Here is a 19,445-nt window from a genome sequence, read left to right on the forward strand (position 1 = left end):
GCACTGCCTACAATCAATTTGAGGGGGGTCTACCGGGTGATGCGTGACCACCGACGTTTGTTGGCACGTCGTGTAAAACAGCCTGGTGTTGCTCGAAAGCATGAAGGTCGCGTTGCTGTTGCTACTAGCAACACCCGATGGTGTTCCGATGGGTTTGAATTTCGCTGCGACGACGGCGCCAAGTTGAGTGTGAGCTTCGCCTTGGACTGCTGCGACCGAGAGGCGATTGGCTGGGTCGCCAGCCCGACAGGCTACAGTGGCGACGATGTTCGCGACTTGATGCTGGAAAGCGTGGAGAAGCGGTTTGGCGATCAGCTGCCCAGCACGCCTGTGCAGTGGCTGAGCGATAATGGCTCGGCCTATATCGCAGAGCAGACTCGGCTCTTTGCACAGCAAATCGGCTTGCAGCCTGTCACGACGCCGGTTCGCAGCCCGCAGAGTAATGGCATGGCCGAGAGCTTCGTGAAGACCATCAAACGCGACTACGTGGCCCACATGCCTCGTCCGAACCGCGAAACGGCGCTACGTAACCTGGCAATCGCTTTCGAACATTACAACGAGCAGCATCCACACAGCGCGCTGAAATACCGCTCTCCCAGAGAGTTCAGGCGCATGAAAACGGCATCAAGTTAACGGGGTGGCGGTGTCCGGTTTTGTTGGGGCCAGTCCAAATGCCCCGATCAGGTTACTCGGGCACCACCGTATTTGGTGGCGGATTCCAAGCAGAGATCACGCACAAAGGTTCCAAACAGATAGGGGAATGGAGAACGAGTGCAATGGATGCCCACTGTGACTGGCAGAGATTGAAGGCTGAAACAATCGAAGATCACCTTTGTGATTATCTGCGAGAGGTAGCACCCGACCTAAGAGTGGTGCGAGCATTGCTCAAATATGTTGATCGACTTCGCTCCAATGCTGACGCGATGGTTCCAACGCTTCAATATCAGCACTAACGTGCCCAAGAGCGATAGCTATAAACGCTAACGCTCCCGCACGCATGTCCATCACGAAACGGTGATGCGATCTGCTGCTTTTCGTTCCGGCAATGATCAACGTAACCAGCCGTTGGCAGTCATGGCAGTTTTCCCGCTGGGAAGCTGAATCAGTGCAGACTTGTCGCCATCCTTGGGGCCTTCGATGAAGCTCACCTTGGTGGCTGTTGAAATCGTTCGGCACTTCCCCGAGCCGATCAAGCGTTCAGCCTCATCTTCGTCCTGATCAAGCGACGCCTCCACCATCTTTGTCCAGTCACCAGCTTTGTAGCAAACCATCGAACCAGCAACGAGCGTTCGCTTAGGGTACGTGTCAGCCATAGCAGCAGCAGACGAGATCATGGGCAGCAGGCATAGCAAGCGAGTAATCGTGTGCATCAAGCGTTCCTTGGGTATGGCAGGTAGCGGCAATAATATCCCAAATTCAGATATCTGAAAACCAGATATAGGTTGGAAGCTGCTCATCTCGCAGTTGCCCAGCCATGCCAAAGACGATCTACAAACCCGAACACGCGGTCCTGCTGACCCTACTGAAGAAACACAGGAAGGCGGCTGGCCTGACTCAAGTACAGTGTTCAAAGGCTCTGAGGCGTCCACAGTCCTTCATGAGTGACGTTGAGAGTGGGACACGCCGCTTGGATATCGTGCAGCTTCGCGACTTGTGCAAAGTCCTGGGGATAGGTCTCACAGGCTTGATTGCGGAATTTGAAGGGGCGCTGCAAGAGGACGGGAGTGGGTAGCTAGTTTGTTTCGGCGTCCGAACAGCCTCTACCTTGGGATTAACATCCCACCACACGATTGATGTTCCTCTGGGATGCGGTTAGCGTTCCTTTTTACGTGAAAAGTGAGGTATCAGGTGGCAGACGAAAAGAAGCAGTACGTGAGCTTGTCAGTAGAGTTTGGCAACGAGACCTCCAATGACCGAGTGCAGGAAGTAGATGCAGAGCTATTGCGGCACGGTTGGCAGCGTTCTGTTTTTATCGCCTCCACCTACGAATGCGTCCATGTAGGTAATCTGTCGGAGGTTGAAATCAAGGCTGCCATCGAAATGATCCTGAAATCCATAAGCTCGAAATACGATTTGAAGCATTGCGCTTACGTGCTGCAAGTCGGAAATGCAGCCCTCACCGGTGGCCGGGTCACTTCGTTCTAGTGGGCCAGTTTACACAGATCGTGTGTCTCTTTTCGGTGCGACCACCTAGTGGCGAAGTCAGCACCACTCTCACGCTGAGGTGATACGGATGTCCAAGAAGAAAGGCGATGGCCCTACAGTTCCACGAGACCACTTCGTAGTTGGGCACACTGCTGGGAACGTGTCAGAGCTGACATTCGCCATTGACCCCATCACCGGTATTCCTAGCGTCCTGGAGCTTGACCCAACATCGTTACGCAGCCAGATATCCTACGCCCGTAAGACAACAGACAAAGTGCTCACCTCTTCGCCCACTGATGGATTTGCTGCTCTGGGTGAAAGCTTTATTGATAGTTTGCGTAAGCAGTTTGATTACCTTATTGCAGTTGATACAAACACTGAGTTGACCCGCGTCGATGGCTACAAGGTGAGTGCATGTTGCATCTGTTCCATTAATGTCCCACTAGCATCAGTCACAGAAACCACACCCTACGAACACCTTGCCGCCTACTTGATCCTTGATTCTGGCGACGAAGGAAACGCCGAACTTCTAGGCTGGCACCTGGTGGCAACAGTACACATCAATACTCCGTTTCTCCGAACGCAGCGTGTAGGTGTAATAGTTGATAGCGAGCTGGGAGACCATGTAGCAATCAACGCCAGAACGAAGCCCTACTACGGCAATCATCTGTTACCCGACAACATGACATTGGTTTACGCGTCCGATGCTGCTGCTGAAACCTTCATCAATGGAATGATCAAGATGAATGACAGGAACGCTGGTGGCTTAATCGAGGCGGTGAAGCAGAAGGGGTTGTCCACATTGCAGCTACAGGGTGGCGTGAAGCTTGGCACGGCAATATGCCATTGCATCACGGCAACGGCTCCCACCAAACCAAAGAAATAACCTCCGCCAAACAACTAGGGTAAATCTCCACTCCAACCCCGCCGTCAAATTGACCTATCAGGATTGGAGTTTAGATAGGAATGAACTATAAGCCAGTGTTTAGAGACCTTGGGCTGAAAGTAGACCAAGCTCGATTAGGTGAGAACGCTTCAACTTGAGGTTTCCGCACCAAACGGCAGTTTTGCACCGGAATCGCCAGTTTTCGCCAGAAAGCACTTCTACCCCCCAGCTCCTTGCGGAAAAACCTCCTTCGGCTAATTTGATGGTGTCGCCGACGTGGCGATAGGCTATTAAGGAGCGAGCATGCCTACGAGATATCGTGACGCAGTGACTGGTGAGTACATCACTGAGAAAGAAGCCAAGAAAAATCCGCGAGAGTCGGTAAAGGAAACAGACAAGCCGAAGAAGCCACCTAGCGGCCCCAAAAAGAAGTAGCGTTTCTGTGAGGGAGTCGCGAGGCTCCCCCACATCACCCAAGGATGACTACCAATGACCTCCCAGAATCAGGCCGTAGCAATGGCTGACGCGTTAACTCTGCTCCTGAGTCAGCAGCATGGAATAGCCGCCGCGCTTGAAGAACTCGCCGGTTGGATTTCCAGTCAAGGAGGCACCGTCGCTGCTGAAAACGCATTGGCAGCTTTGGAGGTGCTGGACTTGAACGCCAAGGTCCTCACGGTTGCCATCACCAAGTGCGCCAATCATAGGCATCAACAAACGGACCGTTAAACGATACGAGCCAGAAGACCCGCTAACTAGCATCATTAAATTAGTGTTGACGAGATAGTGATACCAAGGTATCGTGATCCCACATTAACCGATACCAGCAAGGAGCCGCCCACCATGTCCCGCACATTTCTCTACTGCCGCGTCAGCACCTCCAGCCAGTTCACAGAGAACCAAGTGCAGGAAGTGAAGAACGCAGGCTTCGACGTACAGGCAGGCAGGGTAGTTGAGGAAACCATCTCGGGCAGCATCGCTGCTACGGAACGCCCCGGCTTTCAGAAGTTGCTGGATCGTATGGAGAGCGGAGATGTGTTGATAGTCACCAAGCTGGACCGCCTAGGCCGCAACGCCATGGATGTACGTCAAACGGTTGAACATCTGACAGCTAGTGGCATCCGTGTTCACTGTCTGGCATTGGGCGGGGTAGACCTGACATCAGCAGCAGGAAAGATGACCATGCAGGTGCTTGGGGCTGTGGCTGAGTTCGAACGTGACCTTTTGATCGAGCGCACACAAGCAGGTCTGGAGCGTGCCAAGAAGGAAGGTAAGAAGCTTGGTAGGCCGGAAGCTCTATCAACCACTCGTGATGTTCTCGAACTCAAGGAGCAGGGTTGCAGCCAGTCTGAGGTAGCCGAGAAGCTTGGTATTGGCATTGCCACCGTGAAGCGTCACTGGAACAGAGTGATGGTGGTAAGCAAGCCCACAGGGACATACGTTCTTGGTCAGGCAAAAGCCTAGAGCGTCAGCGGTAAGCAAGTGACAAACACATTTCATCAACGCAGTGCTGACAATCCAAGAGAAAAGATGATGCTCCCACAACCACGTTGCAAGCCCTCCCATTGCCGAGGACGTTGTGACACCGCTCTTTAACAACTCGAATGTTATTTATGGTTCCGCCTGGGCCGATCTTACTGAAGCCGCTGTTCGTTGCTTGATAGCACTAGCTTTCACACAGAATTTCAGGGGAAACGCCCCGGCTTATATTCCAGCCTGAAAAATTAAACTTAATAAAGATGAGGCCGTTTCCCGCGGCGCGGGCCAGGGTTTTAGACTACTTTTCAACCTTGCCATGTTCGAGGAACTGACGGGCACCAAAGTACCTTTCATTGACATGGTGGAAATCAATCTTCCCCACAGCGTCCAGCTCATCAAGTCTATCACTCTGCCAGCTGGCAAATTTATAGATTACATAAGCTGAGGTTTCGTGTATTGGCTCTTGCCTTTGACCTGTAATCCAACTATCCCATTCCATATGATAGAAGTAGCTGGGCTGCATAGTCTCTGGGCTTTTGTCAGGGTTGAGCAGTGTGCTGAATCTGGAGCGAATCACCTTCTCAGCTGCCTTATAGGTATGCTGCATGCTGTCGCTCTTGATTCTCTCAGCCAGATTCTGTGCAATGATAATCAGGCGTGCAGACTCCAGCCACGCAAGGCGACTTCTATACAGTTTGCCATCGATAGGACTTTTGAGCTTTTCTAGGGCTTCATTCAAGCATTCGAGAGATTGTTTGCTATACACCTCATCGTCTCGAATTTCTTTTTCCTGAGCGATACCAGAGAGCTGTGTAGAAATGGTGTCTGATTGAGTTTTTATGGTGGCTATGATGCCGATGAACCCAAGGGCGGAGATTAAAGTTGATAGCACGCCCCCGAAGTAGTCACCAAACACGCCCCAATCACCAGGGCTTGTGCTCAAATCGGATGCAGAGAATTGCCAGAGCCAAGGGGCAGCTACAGCCGTTGTACAGGCGATCAATGCAATGATAGCGATAGGTGCCCAGCTCTTGATTGGGTTGTTGTTTTTTCTGGTGCTAGCCCCCACTGTTACACGCCTCATCTATTAATTCCCCTAGAGTTTTTCAGCACGCAAGTCTAGGCTAATTAGCAGCCCTTTCATAATTTCATGGCAATCCTTCTCGGGCATACCTGCTGTAATATCAATCAAGCCAACGATGGGAATTTGGAACCAAGCTCAGAAATCCATACCCTCATCCAACTCAATGCTTTCCCTGATCAACTGTGCGTATTCCACAAGTGCTCTTAAGAATCCTATCATAGAGTCATGATATGCCCCAACTCTGGCTCCCACGCCATCTTCGACAGGAAACTCGAATAGATCAATTAGTTTGTCACCTTTATGCGTCATGAAATATGAGTCAACGTACGAATGCACGTTTTTTGTGCTCATCCCTTTCAGCTCGCTATATATCTTCCCCTTCAGTCCCTTGAAGTCATCGCTATACCCGCCCTTATGCACAATGATGTGGCGGAGCTTTTCAACCAGCACGCACACAACTCTCAAATTTTTGCAGGGCTTTACTTAATACATTGACAAGTGCTGCGATTGTTGTCTCAGTATTTCTAGTTGCCTATAAGGTGTACCTTTGCTTTTGTTTTTAGGGTTATAGTAGTGCTTGAAGTCCCTGGATTCTCCGTGCGCCCAGTTATCAGGCTGGACCCAGAATCTGTTACGTACTAGGCCACAGTACGCGTAAACTCTCTCGATGAAATCTTCGAACGCTTCATAGGCTTCAGCTAGAAGCCAGTGATACGTCTTAAGCTTTTGAAGTTCGTTAAGCTCTATCTGGTCAGCCAGCTTTAGAGGCTTGGATTGGTGCGTTGTTTCTTCTCCTGTTGAAGGAGAAGTGAAGCGAAAGTATGACCAGTGACCCTTTTCCCTCCGACCACTCCAATCTGGGGGCTGCTCGTAGTAATCATGGATTCTTTTGAATTCTCTGTCATAGATATCCTGCGCCCTCACTTTGTGAATAGCAAGGGCGCTTATCTTTTCTAACAGTGTGTTGAATTCCGTTTCAAGGTACTGAAAATCTGCCATTGCTTCACTCATACGTCCGTTGATGTGCATATGGCGCCCTCCACTATTTGCTGAGGTACATCCGCCTTATATTGTTGATCGGTTCCTTGCACGTTCCTTCCCACATTCCTGCAATATCATATCGCTCATGATTAGCTTCCCACCACGTTAAGGCGTCTCCCATAAGCTGGCCTGACTTCTTTGCAGGAATACCCATCTTTGATGTCGCTGCGGCAACTATAGCTATTGCTCCAGAGTCAAAACCACCTTTCTCCCCAATAACTCCACAAACATACACCATCGAAAGGTGGTCATTCTTATCATTGAACTCTGGTGTTTCGTAGGAAGGTGATGATGCGAAACTGGTCACGCTGACGATGGTTAGTATGGGGGCGAATATCCAACGAAATTTATTCACAATCTGTCCTTGAGCGATTCCGAACTCACTGTTGAATACCAAACCATCCTTGCCTTCATGGAAGTATCCTGAATGCGTTAGCAGCAGTTGGTGCTCACTATCTGGCCGTAAGCCGTGGAAGTGCAGTGTATTTGCTTTGGCATCACGTAGGGTTGCGGTACTGGTTGCTGGTATTGCTGGCTCTATGACTTCAGCATCTGCCCGATACGCTGACGCCTTTCTTTTTCTGCTTGTGCTAATTGGTCTGTCGCGACCTTACTGCACACCGCAGTTCACGTAAGCATCGGAACCGGGGGCTGCTCCGTATGACTGACAGTGTGCATCGTCTTTGGCCGCTTGCAGTTCTTTCGCCGCTGTAAGGTTGTTCGATCTTTCCTGTCTGCTCGCATAACCGTTGGTGCCAGGAAGGCAGTCGTCCAGTGCCACACCCATCGAGCAGTCCAAAGGGTGGTTGGCACATCCTCCCAGAGCCAACAGGACAATCGACCCAATCCACACCTTCATGATGATTCTCTTGGCGTGTGGTGGCACGACGTTATCGGGGCTACGAGACAGAAACATTGGCGTGCATCAGTCTAGAAGCTTTGGCTCTGATTCATGCCCGAGCATTGGATTTTCGGCATCTGATTGCAACTGCTCCGCACGAGCCTGCGACTTCCAGCCAATATCAACTATCTCTTTTATCCTATCCACAAACGGCTTGGCACCCTCACCTAGCCTACCTAGAGCCACACCAGCATCCCCCATCAACTCGTAGAAGCGACTGATGTCGGACATTTTCTTGTGTAGCTCCGACTGCATCTTCTCAAGACGCTTGAGCATGCGTCGTTTGTGGCCGTCGTCCAGTTCAGTGTTGGCACTCACCATCTCACGCAACTCATTTATCAGTTGCTGGATACGCTTCAAGTCGCCATCGGTGAACTCGTACCCAAAGTTTTCAACTAGGGTGACAGCGAAATGCTTTCGGAAACTGTCAAATTTGTTCTTAGATATCGTCGCTGACAAATCCCGATGGACAGCACCAAGAAACTGTCGGAAGCGTGGGCACACCGTTTGAGCGACATCATCGACGTCTGGAGTATTCTGCTGATGCTCAATCAGGTTTTGCTCTTCGAGAGTCAGAACGACTGCTACCGCCGCCATCAAGAGAGTGTGGTCATGATCACTCCATTCGGGATCGAACAGATCATGATTTGTCTCTTCCAGCGCGAAGCGGCATATTTCCGCAGCCCCCTCAGTTGGGTTGTCGCGTGCAGCCTGTAGCATTTCTTGCGGGATATTCATGCGTCATCCATGTCGATAAAGAGGTTAGGCGTCACTTTGCCATACACGACGGTGGTTTAGAACTCTCTCCACGGGTACTGGTGCGTACTGACTAAGGGTAGTTATCGAAGGATAATGTGCTGACGGAACGAACATAAACGAAACAGCGAAGGGATTTGGATAGGAGTGACGAATGTCGGGACGTGATGAGTAGTACAAACGAGTAGTACAACTTAAAAACAAAAAGCCCCGTAACTCATTGAATTACAGGGCTTTTTAAATAATGGCGGAGAGATAGGGATTTGAACCCTAGGTACTGTCGCCAGTACAACGGATTTCGAATCCGTCCCGTTCGGCCACTCCGGCATCTCTCCAGTGGCGCGCATCATACCAGCACATTCGCCGGAAGCGAACCCCCGAGCGAAATTTTTTCCGTGCTATCAGATGCTTGCGTCGTTTACAGCGGCACACCCAGGCGTTGGGCGACTTCTTCGTAGGCTTCGATGACGTCACCGAGGCCTTGGCGGAAGCGGTCCTTGTCCATTTTCTTCTTGGTGGCCTTGTCCCAGAGGCGGCAGCCGTCCGGGCTGAATTCGTCACCCAGGACGATGGAGCCGTCGCTGAATACGCCGAACTCGAGCTTGAAGTCCACCAGCAGCAGGCCGGCGTCGTCGAACAGCTTGCTCAGCACCTCGTTGACCTTGAGGGACAGTTCCTTCATGCGCGCCAGTTGCTCGGCGGTGCCCCAACCGAATGCCACGACGTGGGATTCGTTGATGAACGGGTCGCCCTTGGCGTCGTCCTTCAGGAACAGTTCGAAGGTGTAGGGGTTGAGCTTCATGCCCTCTTCCACGCCCAGGCGCTTGACCAGGCTGCCGGCGGCGTAGTTACGTACGACGCACTCGACCGGGATCATGTCCAGCTTCTTGACCAGGCATTCGTTGTCGCCCAGCAGCTTGTCGAACTGGGTCGGCACGCCGGCGGCTTCGAGCTTCTGCATGATGAAGGCGTTGAACTTGTTGTTCACCATGCCCTTGCGGTCCAGCTGTTCGATGCGCTTGCCGTCGAACGCCGAGGTGTCGTTGCGAAACAGCAGGATCAAACGGTCGGCGTCGTCGGTCTTGTAAACCGACTTGGCTTTGCCGCGGTAGAGTTCTTCACGTTTTTCCATGATGGGCTCCGCTTGCTAAGTAGTGGGCTAGGCGATATGTCGCCAGTCGAGCCCTGAATCTTGATCGGCCAGTTGCAGCCAGTCCGGGTCGCACCCAAGGGTGTCGACAAAACATTGCCGGGCCAGCTGCGGCAGGTTGTTCTTGCTGCTCAGATGGGCCAGGACCAGGTGTTGCAGGCCTTGCCAACCCAACTCGGCCACCAGGAACGCGGCCTGGTGGTTGTTCAAATGTCCGTGCTCCCCGCCGACCCGCTGCTTGAGGAAGTACGGGTAGTACCCGCGCGCCAACATGTCACGGCAGTGGTTGGACTCGATCATCAAGGCATCGAGGTCGCGGTAACTGTCCATCACCCTGTCGCAATACGAACCCAGGTCGGTCAACAAGCCAAAGCGCCGCTCGCCGTCACTGAACACATATTGCGTCGGCTCACGGGCATCATGGGCCACGCTGACCACATTGATGTCCAGGCAGCCGATGCGCAATTGCTCGCCACCGGCCACGAACCCCGCCGGTTCGATGGGCTTGCGCAGGCCGCCGAGGGTCCCACGGCTCAGGTACACCGGCAGATTGTAGCGCCGAGACAGCAAACCCACGCCATGCACGTGGTCGGCATGTTCGTGGGTCACGAGTATCGCGCTCAACTGCGCCGGATGCACACCCAGGCGCAACAGGCGCTTCTCGGTTTCCCGCAGGGAGAAACCACAATCGACCAGCACATACGTACCGGCACTGGCGACCAGCGTGCCGTTCCCTTGGCTCCCGCTACCGAGAACGGCAAAACGCATCGGATCAGCCCAGGTTGTCCTGAATCACGCTCAACACTTTACGAGCCACTTCGGCCGGCGCCACGGTGTTGATGTTCTTCTCGACGGTCACCTGGACGCTGTCACCCACCTTGCTCAGGCGAACCTGATAGCGCTCGGCACGGGCTTCAACTTCTTCCTTGTCCGGCTTGCTGCCGAACAGGCCACTGAAGAAGCCAGGCTTCTCGTCTTTCTTCTCGGCTTTTTCGGCGAGGTTGATGTAGTACAGGCCCAGGCTGCGGTTGATGTCCTCAACCCGCCATTCGCCCTGCTCCAGCGCACGGCCAACGCTCGACCAGGCACGGTCCAGGTCGGAGCCGACGTTGAGCACCGGGTTGCCACTGCCGTCTTCGCTCAGGCTGACACGGCTTGGCGTGTCGTAGTCGCGGGTGGCGAGCATCGAAACCGAACCACCCTGCTCGGCGGTACGGCTCATGCTGGCCAGCATGTCGTCGACCAGTGCTGCGTCGAGGCCCGTGTTGACCGAACGATTGGTGAAGGCCACGTCGGCGGTGCTGCCGGCTGGACGCTCGGCGCTGACGACATAGATTTCACTGGTGTTGCGCTGCACGCCAGGCTCGATGCGCACCCGCACGCGGGTTTCGGCGTCGGATGCGACACCGGCGGCGCTCAGGCGCTTGCCCATGGCCGCGGACAGTTCATCGGCGCGCTGCCAGGTGGTGGTGAATTCGCCGGTCTGCGGGCGTTGTTCATCCAGGCGGAAACCGTTGTCCTGGAAGAACTGGATTGCCACGGGCCAGACTTCAGCCGGTGGATGCTGGCCCATGACCCAGCTGGAATCGCCACTTTTCTGCAAGGTGTAGTCGCTGGCCTCGGCCACGGCCGACAGCGGCTGCGGGCGTGGGACAACGTATTCGCCCTTGGCGGTGTCGTCGGCGACATTGCGCGGGATCGGCAGCAGCGGATCCAGACGCTTGGCGACGTTGACGTCTTGCGGCAATTGCATCGGTGCAGTCTGTTGCGCCTGCAGGTAATCGCTACCACGGTCGCGGAAGTAACCTTCCGGCCCCCAGATCCATCCGCAGCCGCTGGTGCTGGAGATAATCAAGGCAAGTGCGGAAAGTCCGGCCATTCGCTTCATGCGTTGTACTTCCTCAATTAAACCAGGACGCCGGACTGGCGCATGGCCTGCCGCAGCGGTTCATGACAGGTTTTGCTCAGCCAGGTCAGTGGCAGGCGGATACCCTCGTGCATCAGGCCCATTTCGACCAAGGCCCACTTCACCGGAATCGGGTTGGCCTCGATGAACAGGTCCTTGTGCAGTGGCATCAGTTTTTCATTGATGGCCCGGGCGGTCTCGGCGTCGCCCTTGAGCGCGGCCTCGCACAGGTCGGCCATTTCGCGCGGGGCGACGTTGGCAGTCACGGAAATGTTGCCCTTGCCACCCAGCAGGATCAGCTCGACGGCGGTCGGGTCGTCACCGGACAGCACGAGGAAATCCTCGCTCACGCCATCGAGAATGGCCTTGGCGCGCTTCATGTCGCCTGTGGCTTCCTTGATGCCGATGATGTTCGGCACGGTGGACAGGCGGATCACCGTCTCGGCCTGCATGTCGCAGGAGGTGCGGCCGGGAACGTTATAGAGGATCTGCGGGATGTCGACGGCTTCGGCAATGTGCTTGAAGTGCTGGTACAGGCCTTCCTGGGTCGGCTTGTTGTAGTACGGGACAACCAGCAGGCAGGCGTCGGCGCCGGCTTCCTTGGCATTGCGGGTCAGTTCGACGGCTTCGCGGGTGGAGTTGGCGCCAGTGCCGGCGATGACCGGGATGCGGCCGTTGACCTGCTTGACCACGGCCCGGATGACTTCAATGTGTTCGTTGACGTCGAGGGTGGCCGACTCGCCGGTGGTGCCGACGGCGACGATGGCATGGGTGCCGTTTTCAAGGTGGAAGTCCACGAGTTTGCTGAGGCTGGCCCAGTCAAGATGCCCTTGTGCATCCATGGGTGTGACCAGTGCCACCATACTGCCCGCAATCATGAAACCGCTCCTGCCGGAAAAAGAGAGCGGTAATGGTACTGGCGCCAAGATGCTTGTACAAGCGAACTACCATTCCCCTTGGCGATGGTTTTCGCTACCCTTCAGGCTTTGATCGGTACCGATAAGCTCGTACGCCGGTTTCCAGCCTCCGTTTTCGTCGCCACAAGCCCCGATCCTGCGTTTGCCCCGGTCCGTTGCTGCCATCGCGGAACACGGCGCAAGCCCGGACACTGGGCCTGAGCCGTGCGCTTTTTCGGGGCCTGGCGCCGTACCGGGCTATAAAAAGTACCGACCGCTCATCGCTTTAGGAATGCTGCATGTCCACCCCCACAGTCCGCGAACAATTCCTTGTTATCAGTGCCCTTGGCGCCAACCCCATGGAGCTGACTAACGTCCTGTGCCGCGCCAGCCATGAAAATCGCTGCGCCGTCGTGACCTCACGCCTGACCCGTCACGGCGAATGCAGTGCGCTCGTGCTGGAAATTTCCGGCAGCTGGGACGCCCTCGCTCGCCTGGAAGGCAGTCTCCCCGTGCTGGCGAAGAAGCACGCCTTCACCGTCAACGTGGTGCGCAGCGCCGCGCTGGAGAACCGTCCCCAGGCCCTGCCCTACGTGGCCTACGTGAGCTCGGCCTACCGCCCGGACATCATCAACGAGCTGTGCCAGTTCTTCATGGACCACCACGTCGAGCTGGAAAACCTGACCTGCGACACCTACCAGGCACCCCAGACCGGCGGCACCATGCTCAATGCCACGTTCACCGTGACCCTGCCGGCCGGCACCCAGATCAGCTGGCTGCGCGATCAGTTCCTGGACTTCGCCGACGCGATGAACCTGGATGCGCTGATCGAACCGTGGCGTCCACAAAACCCAATGTAAGGAAGCGTTCATGGCCGTTGCCGTCGACCAACCGGTTACCGATTTCCAGGCACCCGCCACCAGCGGGCAGACCATCAGCCTCGCGGCCCTGAAAGGCAAGCAGGTGGTGATCTACTTCTACCCGAAGGACAGCACGCCAGGCTGCACCACCGAAGGCCAGGGGTTCCGTGACCTGTACCCGCAGTTCCAGGCCGCCAACACCGAGGTGTTCGGCGTCTCCCGGGACAGCCTCAAGTCCCACGAGAACTTCAAGTGCAAACAGGAATTCCCGTTCGAGCTGATCAGCGACAAGGACGAAGCCGTTTGCCAGCTGTTCGATGTGATCAAACTGAAAAAGCTCTATGGCAAGGAATACCTGGGCGTGGATCGCAGCACCTTCCTGATCGACAAGGACGGTGTACTGCGTCAGGAGTGGCGCGGCGTGAAAGTGCCGGGGCATGTGGATGCGGTGCTGGCGGCGGCCCAGGCGCTCGACAAGGCCTGAGGTTCTCGCTGCCCTGCACTGGCGCCATCGCGAGCAAGCTCGCTCCCACACTGGATTGGTGGTGTTAATCAATCCCTGTGGGAGCGAGCTCGCTCGCGATGGCGCCATCAGCCTCACCGACTCATTCAGATGTGACCGCTACAACAACGGCGCCACCACCGGCTCCTTGCTCGGCCACGCATCCAGCACGGCCTTGAACAGCGTCGCCAGGGGAATGGCGAAGAACACGCCCCAGAACCCCCACAATCCGCCGAACAGCAGCACCGCGCAGATGATCGCTACCGGGTGCAGGTTCACCGCCTCGGAAAACAGCAGCGGCACCAATACGTTGCCATCCAGGGTCTGGATGATCCCATAGACCGCCATCAGGTAAATGAACTGATCGCTCCAGCCCCACTGGAACAGCGCAATCAGCGCCACCGGCACGGTGACGACGACGGTGCCCACGTACGGCACCACCACCGAAACACCCACCAGCAAGGCCAACAGCGCCGCGTAGTTGAGCCCCAAAGCCACGAAGCCGATGTAGGTCACGCCGCCGCAGATGAAAATCTCGATGACTTTACCGCGAATGTAGTTGGCGATCTGGCGGTTCATTTCCTGGGCCACCCGAGTGATCAGCGTGCGCTCGCGAGGCAGGTAGCCCCGGACCCAGCGGCCGATCATTTCCCGGTCCTTGAGAAAAAAGAACACCAGAATCGGCACCAGCACCAGATAAATCATGATGTTGACCAGCAGCGGCAGGCTGGACAGTGAAAACGTCAGCGCCCACTGACCGAACTTGCCAATCTGCCCGCGCACCACCTCGATGGTCTGCAGGACCTGCTCGTCGGACACCAGGTGCGGATAACGCTCGGGCAGCAGCAACAGCAGCGACTGCCATTTGGCGAGCATCCCCGGCAACTCGTTGAACAGCGTCACCAACTGGTGCCAGAGCAGCGGCACGATCACCACGATGAACAGCACCAGCAAGCCCATGAACAGGGCGAACACCAAGCCGACGGCCACGGCACCCGGCAGACGCATGCGCTCCAGGGTGGTGACCAGGCCCTGCATCAGGTAAGCCAGCACCATCCCCGCCAGCACCGGTGCCAGCATGCCGCCCAGGGTGAGCACGGCGGTGAAGGCCAGGAACAGCAGGACAGCCAGGACCACCGCCTCCTCATCGGAGAAGTAGCGTTGAATCCAGTCGCGTAACACCTTGAACATTAAAAATCCTTAAGAAGCGTCATCGATTGCTCAGGCCTTTTTCAGCCAGTAACGGTAAACGCCGTTATCGTCTTCTTCACGCAGCAGCGTATGACCGGCCAACCGAGCGAAGGTGCGGAAATCACGCTGGGAACCCGCATCCGTGGCGGTCACCTTGAGCACCGCGCCGCTGGCCAGCCGATTGAGTTCCAGCTTGGCCTTGAGCAACGGCAACGGACAGTTCAGGCCGCTGGCGTCCAGTTCGGCATCGTGGGCTACAGCATCGGTCATCGGTTCACTCCGCGGCAGGTCGTTGAGCCGCCTAGAATATCTGGTCCCGGGCCCGGTGTCCGGCTACAGTAAGGTCTTTGTCGACTAAGGCTTCGTGCATGACATTTCTGCGCCCCACCCTGCTGACGCTCGCTTGCCTGCTTGCCTCACCGGGCTTCGCCGACGACCTGCCGTCACTTGGCGACGCCAGTTCTGCCATCGTCTCGCCGGAACAGGAACACCAGCTGGGTCGCGCCTGGCTGGCCCTGTTGCGCAGCCAGGTGTCCCAACTCAACGATCCACAGCTCAAGGATTATGTTGAAACCAGCGTCTACAAGCTGGTGGAAACCAGCCAGGTCAATGACCGGCGCCTGGAGTTCATCCTGATCAACAGCCCGCAACTCAACGCCTTCGCCGCGCCGGGCGGGATCGTCGGGGTCAACGGTGGCCTGTTCCTCAACGCCCAGACCGAAGGCGAATACGCTTCGGTGATGGCCCACGAACTGGCGCACTTGTCGCAACGCCACTTCGCCCGCGGCGTCGAAGCCCAGCAGCGCATGCAAGTGCCGATGATGGCGGCGTTGCTGACCGGCATCGTGATCGCCGCCGCCGGTGGCGGTGACGCCGGCATCGCCGCCATCGCCGGGACCCAGGCAGCCGCCATCCAGGAACAGCGGCGCTTCTCCCGCCAGAATGAACAGGAAGCCGACCGTATCGGCATCCTGAACCTGGAGAAGGCCGGCTACGATCCGCGCTCCATGCCGACCATGTTCGAGCGACTGATGCGCCAGTACCGCTTCGACGCCCGGCCGCCGGAGTTCCTGCTGACTCACCCGGTGACCGAATCCCGGATCGCTGACACCCGCAACCGCGCCGAGCAGGCCAAGCCGGGCGGCATCGAGGACAGCGTGCGTTATCAACTGATCCGCGCACGCGTCCAGTTGATCTACGAAGAAACCCCGGGCCTGGGCGCCAAGCGCTTCCGGGCGCAGTTGGATGAGAACCCGAAGAACGACGTAGCGCGCTATGGCCTGGCGATCGCGCAGATCAAGGGCGGCCAATTGAACGAGGCGCGGGAAAACCTCAAGCCGCTACTGGCCAAATCCCCCGACGAAATCATCTACAACCTGGCCCAGGTTGACCTGGACATCACCAGCAACAAGCTGGCCGACGCACAATCGCGCGTCGACCGAATGCTGACGCAATACCCAGGCAACTACCCCCTCAACCAGGTACGGGTCGACCTGCTGCTCAAGCAGAACCGCCCCGCCGACGCCGAGAAAGCCCTGGAAACGCTGCTCAAGTCCCGCCCGGACGATCCGGACGTGTGGTACATGGTGGCCGAGACTCGCGGCTTGTCGGGCAACATCATTGGCTTGCACCAGGCGCGTGCCGAGTACTTCGCGCTGGTTGGCGATTACCGCCAGGCCATCCAGCAACTGGACTTCGCCAAACGTCGCGCCGGCACCAACTTCCCACTGTCGTCACGCATCGACGCCCGGCAACGGGAGCTCATGGAACAGGAGCGCATGGTCAAGGACATGATGGGATAAAGCTGCGACGCCAGGTTTACGGCCCAGCACAGATCCCTTGTGGGAGCGGGCTTGCTCGCGAAAGCGGTGGGTCAGCTTGCAATGATGTTGAAGGTGCTGACCCTTTCGCGAGCAAGCCGCTCCCACAGGGGTCATGGGCTCGTCACCCATCGGCGCGGCAGGCAAATTCACCACGCATAAAAAAACCGCCTCTCTCGAGGCGGTTTTTTCATTGCGGCGCTAACCGATCATTCGGCCAGCTTGAAGGTGATGAAACTCGCACGTCCCTGACGCAGGACCCGCATCGACACCGAGCGATTCTTCGGCAGAGCCTTGGCGATATCGGTGAATTCCTTGGCCGAACCGATGGCCTGGTTGTTCAGGTGAGTGATGATGTCGCCCGGTTGCAAGCCGATCAGGGCCGCAGGACCGTCCTGCACTTCCTTGATCACCACGCCACCCTGAAGCTCCAGGGTGCGCTTCTGCTCTTCGGTAAGCTCGGCCACTGCCACACCCAGTCGATTGCTGCTGCGCTCGACACCGGATTTGGTCTGCGAATCCAGCTCCTTGCCTTCCTCGGGAATGGCTCCGACGGTCAGTTCGACATTCTTGCGCTTGCCTTCGCGGATCACTTCCAGATTGGCCTTGGCACCGGCCTTGAGAGCACCTACCAGATGCGGCAGGTCGGCGGACATGATGATCGGCTGGCCGTTCATGCTCAGGATAACGTCACCCACTTGCAGGCCGCCCTTGGCCGCCGGCCCGCCTTCCTGGATCTGCGCCACCAGCGCACCGGCTGGTTTTTCCAGCCCGAACGACTCGGCCAGGTCCTTGTTCACTTCCTGGATGACGACGCCCAGCCAGCCGCGGCTGACCTTGCCTTCGCTTTTCAGCTGGCTCGACACGTCCATGGCCACGTCGATCGGGATGGCGAAAGACACGCCCATGAAGCCGCCCGACCGGGTGTAGATCTGCGAGTTGATACCCACCACTTCACCGGCAAGGTTGAACAGCGGGCCACCGGAGTTACCCGGGTTGATCGGCACGTCGGTCTGGATGAAGGGCACGTAGTTCTCGTTCGGCAAGCTGCGCCCGATGGCGCTGACGATGCCTTGGGTCACGGTGTGGTCGAAACCGAACGGCGAACCGATGGCCACGACCCACTGGCCGGCCTTCAGGTCCTGGGATTTGCCCAACTTGAGCACGGGCAGGTCCTTGCCGTCGATTTTCAGCAAGGCCACGTCGGAGCGTGGGTCGGTACCGATCAACTTGGCCTTGAGCTCACTGCGATCGGCCAGGCGCACCAGGATTTCATCGGCGTCGGCGATCACGTGGTTGTTGGTCAGAATGTAGCCATCAGGCGAAATGATGAAGCCGGAACCCAGGGATTGCGCCTCACGCTGGCGACCGCCACCTGGCGAACGTGGCTGCGGCGGCATCCCGCGTTCGAAGAACTCGCGCAGCATCGGCGGCAGGCCTTCGAGGTCCGGCATCTGCTGGTCCGATACCCGACGATCCGGCAACTTCTGGGTCGTACTGATGTTCACCACTGCGGGCGACGCCTGCTCGACCAACTGCGTGAAGTCAGGCAACTCGGCTGCCACGGCAGGGACAGCCTGGCCGAGCACAAGCACGGTGGCAAAGATGGAGAGATAGGTTTTCAAGCGTGGTATCGACATACGGCTCCCGTTACGACGAGCATGGTTAAGCGATATGGAGCAAGCAATACCAGGGAAAGATACGCCGGTATTTTTGTTCCGCAAACAGACAAGGCCAGGGCCGAGCGGCTCTGACCTAATAGAAAAAAAACCGTGTTTTTGCAAATGAAAATGCTGACAGGAAGTTTCGGCATTTCGATCAGACCCCGGCGCCATCAGCCTTTCGCGCATGCAGGCCACCCAGCCAATACGCTACTGGGTCGCCGTGACATCGGAACGCATGGACAGCGCGATCCGCTCCGCCGTACCGATGGGAATCTCGCCAACCACCGTGACCATCATTTCGCCCTGAGGCGTGGTGAGTCGACGGGAGACGGCGGCCGTCGGGCCGAGCTGAGTGCGGGTATCGGTGGCGTTGGCGCCATTCAATGGCTCAAGGAACACCGAGAAGCGCGCCAAGCCATCGTCGTACATCAGGCTGTTGACCAGGACCTTGGTGTCCGGGTCCTTGCGCGCGATACTGCTGGCCAACTCGAAACCCGGCGGCAGCCAGTCCGAGTGCCAGGCGGCTTTTACCGCAGCGGCCTTGTCCGGGTCCTGCGCGACCACCTTGCAATCAGCCGAGGCCTGCAGATCGGCCTCCGCCGGCGCGGCAACGTTCATGCGCGTGAACTGGAACCGTTCGAGCAGTTGCCCCTTGTCATTGAGCAACAAGGACTTGAGCGGCAAACCCGTCTCTTTGTCCAGGTGCAGTTCGAAGCCGTAGCGATGCTGGTCCTTGGGCGTCAACGCCACGATGACCGCCGGACGCCCAGCCACACGCGACTTGCCAATGACGGCAAGGTCATACCAATTCTTGAGTTTTTGCGGATCGAGCGCCCGTGCAGTGCCGTCTGGCGTATTGCCCAACCCCGCGATCAGGGAGCCGCTGACGCATTGAGTCCGCCCATCAATGCGCACGACTTCCTGTGCCGAGCCGTCGAGCTGGAGTAGCCGCTCGCGGACCTTGCCATCCTGTACACGATGCCAGATGTTGTGGGTAGAGAAACTACCGTTGCGCTCGTAAACGAAAGTGCCCTGGAAGCTTTGCTGCTGCTCGGCCTGGCCCAGGCGGTTCAACCAGTCCTGAGCCTCATCGGCATAGGCTGGAACCGTACACCAGCCTCCCAGCAACAGCGCGAATAAAGGTATGGCGCGCAATGGTCGTCCTTA

General features: G+C 56.9%; 23 protein-coding genes and 1 tRNA gene. 9 read left to right on the top strand and 15 right to left on the bottom strand.

Annotation, left to right across the window (positions count from 1 at the left end; genetic code table 11):
- On the top strand, positions 1 to 633 hold a 633-nt coding region (locus AD664_RS13810; protein ID WP_053147288.1), incomplete at its 5' end, for a DDE-type integrase/transposase/recombinase.
- A 416-nt stretch (positions 634 to 1,049) separates the two neighbouring features.
- Here the strand turns inward: AD664_RS13810 and AD664_RS13815 are convergent.
- The gene (locus AD664_RS13815) at positions 1,050 to 1,370 is read right to left on the bottom strand and encodes a hypothetical protein (protein ID WP_053147290.1); all 321 of its coding nucleotides are present in this window, start codon (positions 1,368 to 1,370) and stop codon (positions 1,050 to 1,052) included.
- A 104-nt stretch (positions 1,371 to 1,474) separates the two neighbouring features.
- Between AD664_RS13815 and AD664_RS13820 the strand changes: the two genes are divergently transcribed.
- The 5 genes from AD664_RS13820 (at position 1,475) to AD664_RS13840 (ending at position 4,492) form a co-directional block, all read left to right on the top strand.
- Positions 1,475 to 1,732, top strand: coding sequence for a helix-turn-helix transcriptional regulator (locus tag AD664_RS13820; RefSeq protein WP_053147291.1), 258 nt, complete (start codon positions 1,475 to 1,477; stop codon positions 1,730 to 1,732).
- A gap of 116 nt (positions 1,733 to 1,848) precedes the next feature.
- Positions 1,849 to 2,145 carry a hypothetical protein gene (locus AD664_RS13825; protein WP_053147294.1) on the top strand — a complete coding sequence of 99 codons (297 nt, stop codon included), beginning with the start codon at positions 1,849 to 1,851 and terminating at the stop codon, positions 2,143 to 2,145.
- 88 nt (positions 2,146 to 2,233) lie between these two features.
- Complete coding sequence (locus AD664_RS13830) at positions 2,234 to 3,031, top strand: hypothetical protein (RefSeq protein WP_053147296.1); 798 nt, start codon at positions 2,234 to 2,236, stop codon at positions 3,029 to 3,031.
- A gap of 489 nt (positions 3,032 to 3,520) precedes the next feature.
- On the top strand, positions 3,521 to 3,757 hold the full coding sequence (locus AD664_RS13835; protein WP_053147297.1) for a hypothetical protein: 237 nt from the start codon (positions 3,521 to 3,523) through the stop codon (positions 3,755 to 3,757).
- Positions 3,758 to 3,871: 114 nt separating this feature from the next.
- Entirely contained in the window at positions 3,872 to 4,492 is a 621-nt protein-coding gene (locus AD664_RS13840) for a recombinase family protein (protein ID WP_053147299.1), read from the top strand.
- Between the two features lie 313 nt (positions 4,493 to 4,805).
- Here AD664_RS13840 and AD664_RS13845 read toward each other — a convergent pair whose 3' ends face one another.
- The 10 genes from AD664_RS13845 to dapA all read right to left on the bottom strand — a co-directional run bounded on the left by AD664_RS13845 (position 4,806) and on the right by dapA (position 12,223).
- Positions 4,806 to 5,591 (bottom strand): hypothetical protein, encoded by a 786-nt coding sequence (locus AD664_RS13845; RefSeq protein WP_157061569.1) that lies wholly within the window; start codon positions 5,589 to 5,591, stop codon positions 4,806 to 4,808.
- A 135-nt stretch (positions 5,592 to 5,726) separates the two neighbouring features.
- Positions 5,727 to 6,041 (bottom strand): hypothetical protein, encoded by a 315-nt coding sequence (locus AD664_RS27880; protein ID WP_256207101.1) that lies wholly within the window; start codon positions 6,039 to 6,041, stop codon positions 5,727 to 5,729.
- Positions 6,042 to 6,074: 33 nt separating this feature from the next.
- Positions 6,075 to 6,620 (bottom strand): hypothetical protein, encoded by a 546-nt coding sequence (locus AD664_RS27885; protein ID WP_256207102.1) that lies wholly within the window; start codon positions 6,618 to 6,620, stop codon positions 6,075 to 6,077.
- A 13-nt stretch (positions 6,621 to 6,633) separates the two neighbouring features.
- A complete protein-coding gene (locus tag AD664_RS27520) occupies positions 6,634 to 6,987 on the bottom strand; it encodes a hypothetical protein (RefSeq protein ID WP_157061570.1) in 354 nt (117 codons plus the stop codon).
- A 570-nt stretch (positions 6,988 to 7,557) separates the two neighbouring features.
- The gene (locus AD664_RS13855; RefSeq protein ID WP_053147303.1) at positions 7,558 to 8,271 is read right to left on the bottom strand and encodes a hypothetical protein; all 714 of its coding nucleotides are present in this window, start codon (positions 8,269 to 8,271) and stop codon (positions 7,558 to 7,560) included.
- Between the two features lie 263 nt (positions 8,272 to 8,534).
- Positions 8,535 to 8,624 (bottom strand) — tRNA-Ser (locus AD664_RS13860).
- Between the two features lie 83 nt (positions 8,625 to 8,707).
- Positions 8,708 to 9,421, bottom strand: a complete 714-nt coding sequence (gene purC / locus AD664_RS13865) for a phosphoribosylaminoimidazolesuccinocarboxamide synthase (RefSeq protein WP_016963914.1) — start codon at positions 9,419 to 9,421, stop codon at positions 8,708 to 8,710.
- Between the two features lie 27 nt (positions 9,422 to 9,448).
- Entirely contained in the window at positions 9,449 to 10,207 is a 759-nt protein-coding gene (locus tag AD664_RS13870; protein ID WP_053147305.1) for an MBL fold metallo-hydrolase, read from the bottom strand.
- 4 nt (positions 10,208 to 10,211) lie between these two features.
- Positions 10,212 to 11,327, bottom strand: coding sequence for an outer membrane protein assembly factor BamC (bamC, locus tag AD664_RS13875; protein WP_042731974.1), 1,116 nt, complete (start codon positions 11,325 to 11,327; stop codon positions 10,212 to 10,214).
- 17 nt (positions 11,328 to 11,344) lie between these two features.
- Positions 11,345 to 12,223: a 4-hydroxy-tetrahydrodipicolinate synthase gene (gene dapA / locus AD664_RS13880; RefSeq protein WP_053147307.1), complete on the bottom strand. Its 879-nt coding sequence runs from the start codon at positions 12,221 to 12,223 to the stop codon at positions 11,345 to 11,347.
- Positions 12,224 to 12,540: 317 nt separating this feature from the next.
- On the opposite strand from dapA, the gene AD664_RS13885 reads away from it, so the two are divergent.
- Both AD664_RS13885 and AD664_RS13890 read left to right on the top strand, forming a co-directional pair.
- Complete coding sequence (locus AD664_RS13885) at positions 12,541 to 13,101, top strand: glycine cleavage system protein R (RefSeq protein WP_003184325.1); 561 nt, start codon at positions 12,541 to 12,543, stop codon at positions 13,099 to 13,101.
- Between the two features lie 10 nt (positions 13,102 to 13,111).
- A complete protein-coding gene (locus AD664_RS13890) occupies positions 13,112 to 13,585 on the top strand; it encodes a peroxiredoxin (protein ID WP_042731972.1) in 474 nt (157 codons plus the stop codon).
- 138 nt (positions 13,586 to 13,723) lie between these two features.
- Here the strand turns inward: AD664_RS13890 and AD664_RS13895 are convergent, their stop codons facing one another.
- Entirely contained in the window at positions 13,724 to 14,794 is a 1,071-nt protein-coding gene (locus tag AD664_RS13895; protein ID WP_053147309.1) for an AI-2E family transporter, read from the bottom strand.
- A gap of 30 nt (positions 14,795 to 14,824) precedes the next feature.
- Positions 14,825 to 15,064 (bottom strand): sulfurtransferase TusA family protein, encoded by a 240-nt coding sequence (locus tag AD664_RS13900; protein WP_025212368.1) that lies wholly within the window; start codon positions 15,062 to 15,064, stop codon positions 14,825 to 14,827.
- Positions 15,065 to 15,162: 98 nt separating this feature from the next.
- On the opposite strand from AD664_RS13900, the gene AD664_RS13905 reads away from it, so the two are divergent.
- Positions 15,163 to 16,596 (top strand): M48 family metalloprotease, encoded by a 1,434-nt coding sequence (locus tag AD664_RS13905; RefSeq protein WP_053147311.1) that lies wholly within the window; start codon positions 15,163 to 15,165, stop codon positions 16,594 to 16,596.
- A 227-nt stretch (positions 16,597 to 16,823) separates the two neighbouring features.
- Here the strand turns inward: AD664_RS13905 and AD664_RS13910 are convergent, their stop codons facing one another.
- On the bottom strand, positions 16,824 to 18,254 hold the full coding sequence (locus tag AD664_RS13910; protein WP_042732346.1) for a DegQ family serine endoprotease: 1,431 nt from the start codon (positions 18,252 to 18,254) through the stop codon (positions 16,824 to 16,826).
- A gap of 231 nt (positions 18,255 to 18,485) precedes the next feature.
- A complete protein-coding gene (locus AD664_RS13915; RefSeq protein WP_053147313.1) occupies positions 18,486 to 19,433 on the bottom strand; it encodes a MucB/RseB C-terminal domain-containing protein in 948 nt (315 codons plus the stop codon).
- Positions 19,434 to 19,445 lie beyond the last annotated feature (12 nt).

Origin of the sequence: Pseudomonas sp. P97.38 (assembly GCF_001269745.1) — a bacterium.
Taxonomy (GTDB): Bacteria; Pseudomonadota; Gammaproteobacteria; order Pseudomonadales; family Pseudomonadaceae; genus Aquipseudomonas; species Aquipseudomonas chlororaphis_E.

What these genes read in the sequence shown, in the direction of transcription:
- AD664_RS13835 (WP_053147297.1), top strand. Translation starts at nt 3,521, where the DNA reads ATGACCTCCCAGAATCAGGCCGTAGCAATGGCTGACGCGTTAACTCTG.
- AD664_RS13845 (WP_157061569.1), bottom strand. Translation starts at nt 5,591, where the DNA reads ATGAGGCGTGTAACAGTGGGGGCTAGCACCAGAAAAAACAACAACCCA.
- purC (WP_016963914.1), bottom strand. Translation starts at nt 9,421, where the DNA reads ATGGAAAAACGTGAAGAACTCTACCGCGGCAAAGCCAAGTCGGTTTAC.
- AD664_RS13815 (WP_053147290.1), bottom strand. Translation starts at nt 1,370, where the DNA reads ATGCACACGATTACTCGCTTGCTATGCCTGCTGCCCATGATCTCGTCT.
- AD664_RS13890 (WP_042731972.1), top strand. Translation starts at nt 13,112, where the DNA reads ATGGCCGTTGCCGTCGACCAACCGGTTACCGATTTCCAGGCACCCGCC.
- AD664_RS13900 (WP_025212368.1), bottom strand. Translation starts at nt 15,064, where the DNA reads ATGACCGATGCTGTAGCCCACGATGCCGAACTGGACGCCAGCGGCCTG.
- AD664_RS27885 (WP_256207102.1), bottom strand. Translation starts at nt 6,620, where the DNA reads ATGCACATCAACGGACGTATGAGTGAAGCAATGGCAGATTTTCAGTAC.
- AD664_RS13820 (WP_053147291.1), top strand. Translation starts at nt 1,475, where the DNA reads ATGCCAAAGACGATCTACAAACCCGAACACGCGGTCCTGCTGACCCTA.
- AD664_RS13905 (WP_053147311.1), top strand. Translation starts at nt 15,163, where the DNA reads ATGACATTTCTGCGCCCCACCCTGCTGACGCTCGCTTGCCTGCTTGCC.
- AD664_RS13830 (WP_053147296.1), top strand. Translation starts at nt 2,234, where the DNA reads ATGTCCAAGAAGAAAGGCGATGGCCCTACAGTTCCACGAGACCACTTC.
- AD664_RS13855 (WP_053147303.1), bottom strand. Translation starts at nt 8,271, where the DNA reads ATGAATATCCCGCAAGAAATGCTACAGGCTGCACGCGACAACCCAACT.
- AD664_RS13870 (WP_053147305.1), bottom strand. Translation starts at nt 10,207, where the DNA reads ATGCGTTTTGCCGTTCTCGGTAGCGGGAGCCAAGGGAACGGCACGCTG.
- AD664_RS13895 (WP_053147309.1), bottom strand. Translation starts at nt 14,794, where the DNA reads ATGTTCAAGGTGTTACGCGACTGGATTCAACGCTACTTCTCCGATGAG.
- dapA (WP_053147307.1), bottom strand. Translation starts at nt 12,223, where the DNA reads ATGATTGCGGGCAGTATGGTGGCACTGGTCACACCCATGGATGCACAA.
- AD664_RS13885 (WP_003184325.1), top strand. Translation starts at nt 12,541, where the DNA reads ATGTCCACCCCCACAGTCCGCGAACAATTCCTTGTTATCAGTGCCCTT.
- bamC (WP_042731974.1), bottom strand. Translation starts at nt 11,327, where the DNA reads ATGAAGCGAATGGCCGGACTTTCCGCACTTGCCTTGATTATCTCCAGC.
- AD664_RS13840 (WP_053147299.1), top strand. Translation starts at nt 3,872, where the DNA reads ATGTCCCGCACATTTCTCTACTGCCGCGTCAGCACCTCCAGCCAGTTC.
- AD664_RS13910 (WP_042732346.1), bottom strand. Translation starts at nt 18,254, where the DNA reads ATGTCGATACCACGCTTGAAAACCTATCTCTCCATCTTTGCCACCGTG.